The sequence below is a fragment of the Methylobacterium sp. M6A4_1b genome (assembly GCF_053345175.1).
In genome coordinates this window covers 19,852-27,431 of record NZ_JBKEZQ010000036.1, presented here as the reverse complement: position 1 = coordinate 27,431, position 7,580 = coordinate 19,852, and the positions used below count along the sequence as shown (strand labels likewise).

Annotated in this window: 9 protein-coding genes; 5 read left to right on the top strand and 4 right to left on the bottom strand. The window is 67.9% G+C overall.

Annotation, left to right across the window (positions count from 1 at the left end):
• The first annotated feature begins 48 nt into the window (after positions 1-48).
• The 5 genes from ACLBWX_RS21260 to ACLBWX_RS21240 all read left to right on the top strand — a co-directional run bounded on the left by ACLBWX_RS21260 (position 49) and on the right by ACLBWX_RS21240 (position 3,847).
• Positions 49-858, top strand: a complete 810-nt coding sequence (locus tag ACLBWX_RS21260) for an IS5 family transposase (RefSeq protein WP_447676942.1) — start codon at positions 49-51, stop codon at positions 856-858.
• A 172-nt stretch (positions 859-1,030) separates the two neighbouring features.
• Positions 1,031-1,903, top strand: a complete 873-nt coding sequence (locus ACLBWX_RS21255) for a class II glutamine amidotransferase (RefSeq protein WP_447678965.1) — start codon at positions 1,031-1,033, stop codon at positions 1,901-1,903.
• A gap of 150 nt (positions 1,904-2,053) precedes the next feature.
• A complete protein-coding gene (locus ACLBWX_RS21250) occupies positions 2,054-2,794 on the top strand; it encodes a sigma-70 family RNA polymerase sigma factor (RefSeq protein ID WP_447678964.1) in 741 nt (246 codons plus the stop codon).
• A gap of 172 nt (positions 2,795-2,966) precedes the next feature.
• Complete coding sequence (locus tag ACLBWX_RS21245; protein WP_447678963.1) at positions 2,967-3,377, top strand: DUF1236 domain-containing protein; 411 nt, start codon at positions 2,967-2,969, stop codon at positions 3,375-3,377.
• 215 nt (positions 3,378-3,592) lie between these two features.
• Positions 3,593-3,847, top strand: a complete 255-nt coding sequence (locus ACLBWX_RS21240; RefSeq protein WP_447678962.1) for a hypothetical protein — start codon at positions 3,593-3,595, stop codon at positions 3,845-3,847.
• Here ACLBWX_RS21240 and mscL read toward each other — a convergent pair.
• From mscL to ACLBWX_RS21220, 4 genes are all read right to left on the bottom strand, one after another.
• Positions 3,844-4,293, bottom strand: coding sequence for a large conductance mechanosensitive channel protein MscL (mscL, locus tag ACLBWX_RS21235; RefSeq protein WP_447678961.1), 450 nt, complete (start codon positions 4,291-4,293; stop codon positions 3,844-3,846). The genes ACLBWX_RS21240 and mscL overlap by 4 nt on opposite strands.
• Positions 4,294-4,384: 91 nt before the next feature.
• Complete coding sequence (locus ACLBWX_RS21230) at positions 4,385-5,257, bottom strand: CDP-alcohol phosphatidyltransferase family protein (RefSeq protein WP_447678960.1); 873 nt, start codon at positions 5,255-5,257, stop codon at positions 4,385-4,387.
• A gap of 9 nt (positions 5,258-5,266) precedes the next feature.
• Entirely contained in the window at positions 5,267-5,977 is a 711-nt protein-coding gene (locus ACLBWX_RS21225; protein ID WP_447678959.1) for a phosphatidylserine decarboxylase, read from the bottom strand.
• 308 nt (positions 5,978-6,285) lie between these two features.
• Positions 6,286-7,521, bottom strand: a complete 1,236-nt coding sequence (locus ACLBWX_RS21220; RefSeq protein ID WP_447678958.1) for an MFS transporter — start codon at positions 7,519-7,521, stop codon at positions 6,286-6,288.
• Between the last annotated feature and the right edge of the window lie 59 nt (positions 7,522-7,580).

The window sequence follows — 7,580 nt, the reverse complement described above, 5'->3', positions numbered from 1 at the left end:
CTAGAGGCTGTTATGGACCTATGACGGCTTGATTCCAGATGAAGGGGCATGACCTCTTCACGCAAAGCCTACCCGTCCGACGTTTCCGATGAAGAATGGGCGCTGGTCGCTCCCTATCTGACGCTGCTGCGGGAGGATGCGGGGCAGCGTGAGCACAGCCTGCGCGAGGTGTTCAACGGGCTGCGTTACGTCGTGAAGACGGGCGCGCCATGGCGGTGGATGCCCAACGACCTGCCGCCCTGGGAAGCGGTCTACCAGCAGGCGCAGCGCTGGTTGGCGGCAGGCTGCTTCGAGCAACTGGGCGACGATCTGCGGGCGTTGCTGCGTCTGGCCTCCGGGCGATCCCCCGAGCCGAGCGCGGCCATCTTCGACAGCCGGACCCTGCGCTCGACGCCCGAGAGCGGCGAACGGGCCGGCTACGATGGCGCCAAGCGCAAGAAGGGTTCGAAGGTCCATCTGGCCGTCGACACCCTGGGCCACCTCCTGGCCCTGCACGTCACCCCCGCCGATGCCGACGACCGCGCCCAGGTGGGGCGTCTGGCTAAGGCCGTGCAGGCTGCCACAGGGGACACCGTCGATCTCGCCTATGTCGACCAAGGCTACACCGGCGAGAAGCCAGCCAAGGCCGCCCGCACCCACGGAATCGAACTGGAGGTCGTCAAACTGCCCGAGGCCAAGCGCGGCTTCGTCCTTCTGCCGCGACGCTGGGTGGTCGAGCGCTCCTTCGCCTGGGCAACCCGCTTCCGCCGCCTCGTCAAAGACTACGAGCGCTATCCCAGTACGCTCGCAGATCTCCACATCGTTGCTTTCGTCTGCCTCATGCTCAAACAGGCCGCTCAACTGGCGGGCGGTTCATAACAGCCTCTAGCCCGGTTGCGGGTCGTTCGTTGCGGCTCGAAGCGTTTCCGGAGGATTGCCGGCTCCCGCGGGCAGGAAAATCCTCTAGAGTGGGCGGCCCGGCGCTCCCTTCCAGGGATGCCCCGCCTCGCAACGCCTCCCCTCCGTCCCACGCGAAATCTCCCGAACCCCCATGTGCGAACTGCTCGGCATGAGCGCGAACGTGCCCACGGACATCCGCTTCTCCTTCGCCGCCCTGGCGCGGCGCGGGGGCGAGACCGGCCCGCACGCCGACGGCTGGGGCATCAGCTTCTACGAGGGACGGGGCGCGCGCGCCTTCCACGAGCCGGAGCCGAGCGCGCAGTCGGAGCTGGCCAAGCTCCTGCGCAGGACGCCGATCAAGAGCCGCATCGTCATCGCCCACGTGCGCAAGGCCAACCGCGGCCGGGTGAACCTCGAGAACACCCATCCCTTCAGCCGCGAATTGTGGGGCCGGCGCTGGACCTTCGCGCACAACGGCCAGCTCAAGGGCGTGAAGAAGTGGCCCCTGATCTGGTTCAAGCCCGTGGGCTCCACGGACAGCGAGCATGCCTTCTGCTGGATGCTCGACCAGTTGCAGCAGCGCTGGCCGGACCTGCCGAGCCCGGCGCGCATCGACCGGGCCGTGGCCGATCTCTGCGCCGCGCTACACGGCCTCGGCGTCTTCAACATGCTGCTGTCGGACAGCCGCACCCTCTACGCCCATTGCGGCAAGCGCCTGTGCTACCTGACGCGCTGCGCGCCCTTCGGCACGGCGACCCTGGTGGACGAGGACTGGCGGGTCGACTTCGCGCAGGAGACCGGGGCGAAGGACGTCGTCACCGTGATCGCCACCAAGGCGCTCACCCGCGACGAGTGCTGGACCGACGTGGAGCGCGGCCACGTGCTCTCCCTGCGCGACGGCGCCGTGCGCATCCTCAAGCCGGTCGATGCCAAGGGAGGCCCTACCAAGGAAAGACCTTCCAAGGGATCGACGTCCAAGGGGATCCCGCGCTCCGAACGCCTCCCCTCGTCCTGCGGCTGTTGATGCGGCGCCGCGCCTAACCGCCACGGTTGTCCGGCGGGATGCGTGGCCGGCCCAGATGCGCTACAACGCCCAACATCAGTTGACCACGCGGGTGCTTCTCGAACGCCTCGGGCCGACACGAAACCTGACCGCCCCAGATTACGACGAGCCATGACACGCGACGTGACCGACACTGCCCATGACGTCCTGTCGGCCTCCGCCGACGGCCGGCCGAACCTGTCCTCGAACATCCGCAGCCATCTCGGCGAGCACCTGCGCACGGTCTACGAGCGGTTGGCGCCGGACGAACAGCCGACCCGCTTCGCCGAGCTCATCGAGCAGCTGGAAGCGGCCCTGAAGGCGCGCGGCGAGGCGATCGAGCCCGAGTTCCGCAACGGCCTGCTCGCCGCCGTGCCATCCTTGCGCGCTTTCGCTCTGTCGCTGACGAGCAACCCGGCGCGCTCCGACGACCTCGTGCAGGACACGTTGCTGAAGGGTTGGCAGCACCGCGCACGCTTCCAGCCGGGCACGAACCTGAACGCCTGGCTGTTCACGATCCTGCGCAACATCTTCTACTCGGACCATCGCAAGCGCGTGCGCGAGGTCGAGGATCAGGACGGGTCCTACGCCGCCCGTCTTGCCACCGCCCCGCACCAGGGCGACCGCCTCGACGTCGAGGACCTGCAGACGGCGCTGGGCAAGCTGCCGCCTGACCAACGCGAGGCCCTGGTGCTGGTCGGCGCCGAGGGGGTTTCCTACGAGGAGGCCGCCGCGATCATGGGCTGCAAGGTCGGCACCGTGAAGAGCCGCGTCAGCCGCGCCCGCGGGCGCCTCGCCGAGCTCCTGGGCTACGACGAGGAAGACCTGAGTTCGGACCGGCTGATCCAGTCGGCGATGCCCAAGGAAGCCTGATCGGCAGGGACTCTGGGTCGGGCGAAACCCAGGGCCGCGTGCCCCGTACGACCCCGTCCATTCCCTTTGGTCCCGGAATTTTTCGACGCATCCCTTCCGAGAGTTGGACGTTACTGCCCTGAACCCGGCAGCGCTTCACAGCGTCGCGGGATACTCGTTCAGGAGCTATACGATGAACTTCAAGACCCTTCTTGCCGCCTCCGCGATCGCCCTCAGCCTGCCCATGGCCGCCCAGGCACAAGGCCTAGTCCGTGGCGCCGAGCGCGGCGCACAAGAGGGCGCGGATGCGGCCGGCCCGGTCGGCGCGATCGTCGGTGGCGCTGTCGGCGCCGCCACGGGCACGGTTGGCGGCATCCTGGGCGTCGATGACCGTCCCCGCTTCCGCCAGTACGTGACCCGTGAGCGTCGCTCGTCCTACGATTACAACGGCGACGTCCGCGTCGGCGCCGTGCTGCCGAACTCGGGCGTGACCTATTACGAGGTCCCGGCCGAATACAACGCCCGCGGCGCCCGCTACACCATCGTCAACGAGCGCCCGGTGCTGGTCGACCGCAGCCACCGCATCGTCGAAGTGATCGACTAGGACTCTCCCCCGCGCTCTTCGCGCGGTGATTGATCGAAGCCTCCGGCGATGATCTCGCCGGAGGCTTTTTTCTATCCAGATCTGCTCATCCCGGTTTTCGTCGGAGAGACTTCGAGCGATGGACCGTGCAACACTTGGCGATCTCGGCCGTTACTCTGTCCGGCACGCTTTGCGTGGGTATGAATTTGTCGATGGACGCGAGGGATACCCAGACGATGGCAGACGAGTCCACCCTCGACCCGGCCCTCCCCGAGCCGGTGCGCGATCATCTCGGCCAGCAGCTGCGGACGGTGTTCACCACCGGAGAGACGGTCCCGGACTATCTCGGCGATCCGGCTGCCCCGGAGGCTTTCGCCCCGCAGCTGAAGCGGCTCGAGGTGCGGCTGAAGACGCACGAAGAAGGCACGGTCGCGGTCGAGCAGGCCCTTGAGGGCCTGCTGGGCGATCTCGGCGCAGCCCCGAAGCCCTAGCGACCTCCGTAAGGTCCTCCGACCGTCGGCTTGGTCGCCAGGATATCCCGGATCTCGGAGAGAAGCCTCACGTCGGCCGGGACCTCCGCCACGGCCTCTGGCTTGGCTTCCTCCTTGCTCACGAGGCGGTTCATCGCCCGGATCACGAGGAACAGGACGAAGGCGACGATGATGAAGTTCAGTGCCACCGTGATGAACTGGCCGTAGCCGACCACGGCGCCCTGTTTCTTCGCATCCGCGTAGGCCGCGCCCTTCTGCACGCTCGACGAGAGGGCGATGTAGTAGTTCGAGAAATCCAGCCCACCGGTGATCGCGCCGATCATCGGCATGAACAGATCTTGCACCGCCGAGGTGACGATCGCACCGAAGGCGGCACCGATGATAACCCCCACCGCCAAGTCGACGACGTTGCCACGCAGCGCGAACTTCTTGAATTCCTCGAGCATCACCCTGCCTCTGCGCGAACCGCGCCCGGATGAAGACTCCAGGCAGCGCACAACCTAACCGAAGACGACCGGGAAGCGACAGCGCCGCGTGTCAGATGTCCACGGCACGATCGTGTACAGGTCCCACCGGCTCGGCGGGATCGTCGGCGGCCGCGAGCGCGGGAGAGCCCTGCCCCTCCGCTTTGGCCCGGCGCCGATACTGCGCTGCGCCGATCGGCAGGGTGACAAGGTAGCCGAGCGCGAGGGTTACCATCGACTCGAACGGGAAGCTGATGAACAGGCCGAAGGCTGCCACGACCACGAGGAAGATCGGCAGCACCCAGTCCCGGGGCACGCGCTTGCCCATGGTCTTGCCCGAGAAGGTCGGCACGGTGGAGACCACGAGAAGCGCGATGCAGAGCATGTAGCCGAGCACCACGGGGGCCGCCCAATGTTCCATCGGCAGGCCGAGGAAGTTGAGGTAGAGCGGCAGCATCGCGGTCAGTGCACCTGCAGGGGCCGGCATGCCGACGAAAAAGTCCTTCTTCCAGGCTGGCCGGTTGGGATCGTCGAGCATCGCGTTGAAGCGGGCCAGCCGCAGCGCCATGGCGATGGCGAAGATCAGGGCCACGATCCAGCCGACCGAGCGCAGGTCCTTGAGCGCGAACCCGTAGAGGATCAGCGCCGGCGCGCAGCCGAAATTGACGAAGTCGGCGAGGGAGTCGAGTTCCGCCCCGAAGCGCGAGGTGCCCTTGAGCATCCGGGCCACGCGTCCGTCGATGCCGTCGAGGAACGCGGCGGCCACGATGGAGATCACCGCGGGCTCGAACTTGCCCTCGAAGGCGAGGCGGATCGCGGTCAGCCCGAGGCAGAGGGCCATCAGGGTGATCATGTTGGGCGCGATCATCCGGAACGGCACCGGCTTGAAACGGCGCGGCCGGGGCTCGTTGGCGTCGGGGGCGAAGGGCGGGAACAGGTCGTCCATGGGAACCCCTCAGATGCGCCGGAACACGCGCTCGGGTCCGCCGGCAAGATCGGCGAGCACCGTCTCACCCGCCACCGCCTTCTGGCCGAGACCGACGAGCACGCGGGTGCCGACGGGGAGGTAGACGTCGACGCGCGAGCCGAAGCGGATGAGGCCGAAGCGCTCGCCGACGTTCAGGGTGTCGTTCGCATGCACCCAGCCGACGATGCGGCGCGCCACGAGCCCGGCGATCTGCACCACGCCGATGCGCAGGGGAGCGCCCTTGTGCGTCGTTTCCATCACGAGGCCGTTGCGCTCGTTGTCGTCGCTTGCCTTGTCGAGCTCGGCATTCAGAAACAGGCCCGGCGTGTAGTGGATCTGACCGATCCGGCCCGTCACCGGCACTCGGTTCACGTGGCAGTCGAACACGTTCATGAAGACCGAGATGCGGAGCATCGGCTCCTGCGGAAGGTCGAGCTCCGGCGGGGGCAGGACCGTCGAAATGAGGTTCACCCGACCGTCGGCCGGCGAGACCACGAGGCCATCGCCCACGGGCGTGATCCGCTCCGGATCGCGGAAGAAGTAGCAGACCCAGAGGGTCAGGATCAGGAACACCCAGCCGAGAAACTGCGCGAAGTAGGCACCGATCACCGTCAGCACGATGCCGATGACGATGAAGGGATAGCCCTCCTTGTGGATCGGCACGAGCGTCCGGCGAATCGTCTCGAGGAGGTCGGTCATGGATGTCTTCGGAAAGCCTTCGGCGGGTGGACGGCTCGAGGCCGCCCGGGCAGGGGCCCTCTCATAGGGCACGCGAGCCCATCCGTCATACGGTTTCGGATCAGGGACGCGCGAGCGCCCTCCTGAATGGGTCGCCCGTTCGTCTTGCGCGGACGCAGCCCGCTGCAACTCCCTCTTCGATCCGCTGCGAAGGGTGGCCCGCCTGAGCGGTTCGGAAGCGGGGTGCGACGGTCGCGGAGAAGTCGCATCCCGCTCCCGCCTGCTCGCGGAAGGGATGGAGGGACGAGCCCGCGCCAACGGATGCCGGCTCAGCCGTCCGACTGAACCAAGGGCGGCAGACGCGACAGCCGCAGAGCGATGGCGAGGGCCAGCCCGTACAGGGTTGCGAAGAACGCCACCACGCCGACCCAGCCGGAATGGGCGAAGAACCAGCCGCCGGCGGTGCCGAGCACCGAGGAGCCGAGATAGTACAGACAAAGATAGATCGACGAAGCCTGGGCCCGGTCGCGCAGGGCCCGGCGCCCGACCCAGCTGCTGGCCACGGAATGCGCGCCGAAGAAGCCCACCGTGACGAGGACGATGCCGAGGATGATCACGGCGAGGTGGCCGGAAAGCGTGAGGCCGACGCCCACGAGACCGAGCAGAATGGCGAGCCAGAGCACCTTGCGCCGCCCGAGCCGGCTCGCGATCTCGCCGGTCAGCGCCGAGGAGACCGTGCCGAAGAGGTAGACCACGAAGATCGCCCCGATGGCGCTCTGGCTGAGGGAGAAGGGCGGATCGAGCAGGCGGAAACCGATGTAGTTGTAGATGCACACGAATCCGCCCATCAGCAGGAACGCTTCCGCGAACAGCCAGGGCAGGCCGGGATCACGGAAGTGCTGCCCGAAGGTGCCGGGCACCTCGCGCCAGCGCATCCGGTTGGCCTGGAAGCGGCGGGAATCCGGCAGCAGGTAGACGAAGGCGATGGCGGCGAGAAGCGCCAGCACGCCGATGGTGCCGAGGCCCCAGCGCCAGGAAGCGTGATCGGCGATGATGCCGGCCAGCAACCGGCCGACCATGCCGCCCGCCGCGTTGCCGCCGATCAGCAGGCCCATCGAGAGGCCGATGGCGCGCCCGTGCATCTCTTCGCCGAGATAGGCCATCGCCACGGCCGGCAGGCCGGAGGCGGCAAGTCCCGTCAGGGTGCGCAGGGCCAGGAAACCGTGCCAGCTCGGCACCAGGACGGCCACGATGGTGAGGAGCGCCGAGGCGAAGAGAGAGGCCACCATGATAGGTTTGCGGCCCCAGACCTCGGAGAGCGGGCTGACCACCAGGAGGGCGATCGCCAGCATGGCGCAGGGCAGCGACAGGGCGAGGCTGCTCTCGGCCGGCGAGACCGCGAAGTCGTCGGCGAAGACCGGCAGCAGCGGCTGCACCCCGTAGAGCACCGCGAAAGTGGAGAAGCCAGCGGCCCCGAGGGCGATGGCGGTGCGGCGGAAAGCCGGCGTGCCGGCCTCGATCAACCGCGCGCCCGCCTCGTCCGGCCGCCCCTGCGCCTCGTCCATGCCGGCTCCTGTCCGGGCCAGCTTGTCGGAGCCGGCCCTCACGCTCCCGGCGGGTATAG